The organism is Gallintestinimicrobium propionicum (assembly GCF_025567525.1).
GTDB classification, from domain to species: domain Bacteria; phylum Bacillota; class Clostridia; order Lachnospirales; family Lachnospiraceae; genus Gallintestinimicrobium; species Gallintestinimicrobium propionicum.
In genome coordinates, this window is the sequence record NZ_JAOQJY010000052.1 from 1 (window position 1) to 807 (window position 807).

Here is an 807-nt window from a genome sequence, read left to right on the forward strand (position 1 = left end):
TCTTTACAGCTTAACCTGCAGAATAGTCTTGCTATTCTCGTCTGGTCTGTTTTGCATAGCGTTGCTCTGCAGACCTGGTTGTTTCTAAATTGCTTTGTTTTTCCATTGATGTTACTCAATGGCCTCGGATGTCTCTTGTTTTTGATGATCGAAATGTTACTTCCTTTCATCTTCCTATCTCGTTGTTTGAGATCTTTCGATCTCTCACAAGCTCGATATTGATACTTGAGATTATTTTCAATGTTCAGTTTTCAAGGTACCATGTAACTTGCGTAGCAAGTTACTTCGAGGAATCGCTGCGCGATTCTCGGTATTTCTACCGGAACGCTTCGCCACTCTCGGTTTTTTTGAATCGAAACAGTTTTATCTCGATTCAGTGGAGACAGAGAGATTCGAACTCTCGACCCCCTGCTTGCAAGGCAGGTGCTCTCCCAACTGAGCTATGCCCCCATAATCTGGCAGCCACCTGCTCTCCCATACCGTCTCCAGCATAGTACCATCGGCCGCTTAGGTCTTAACCATCGTGTTCGGGATGAGAACGGGTGTGTCCCCTAAGCGCATCGCCACCAGAAAATTTTGATGTCCTTGACATCTAAACAGTAATGCAACTCCTTACTTCTTCCATTTCCTTAGAAAGGAGGTGATCCAGCCGCACCTTCCGATACGGCTACCTTGTTACGACTTCACCCCAGTTATCAGACCTGCCTTCGGCTGCTCTCTCCTTGCGGTTGAGTCACAGACTTCGGGCATTTCCGACTCCCATGGTGTGACGGGCGGTGTGTACAAGACCCGGGAACGTATTCACCG

The 807-nt window shown here is 47.5% G+C and carries 1 tRNA gene and 2 rRNA genes; all 3 read right to left on the reverse strand.

The features are described 5' to 3' along the window. Window positions 1-377: 377 nt before the first annotated feature. A tRNA-Ala gene (locus tag OCV62_RS18070) sits at window positions 378-450 on the reverse strand. A 3-nt stretch (window positions 451-453) separates the two neighbouring features. Continuing rightward, window positions 454-571, reverse strand: a 5S ribosomal RNA gene (rrf, locus tag OCV62_RS18075). 62 nt (window positions 572-633) lie between these two features. Beyond that, window positions 634-807 (reverse strand): 16S ribosomal RNA (locus OCV62_RS18080); the annotation flags it as partial.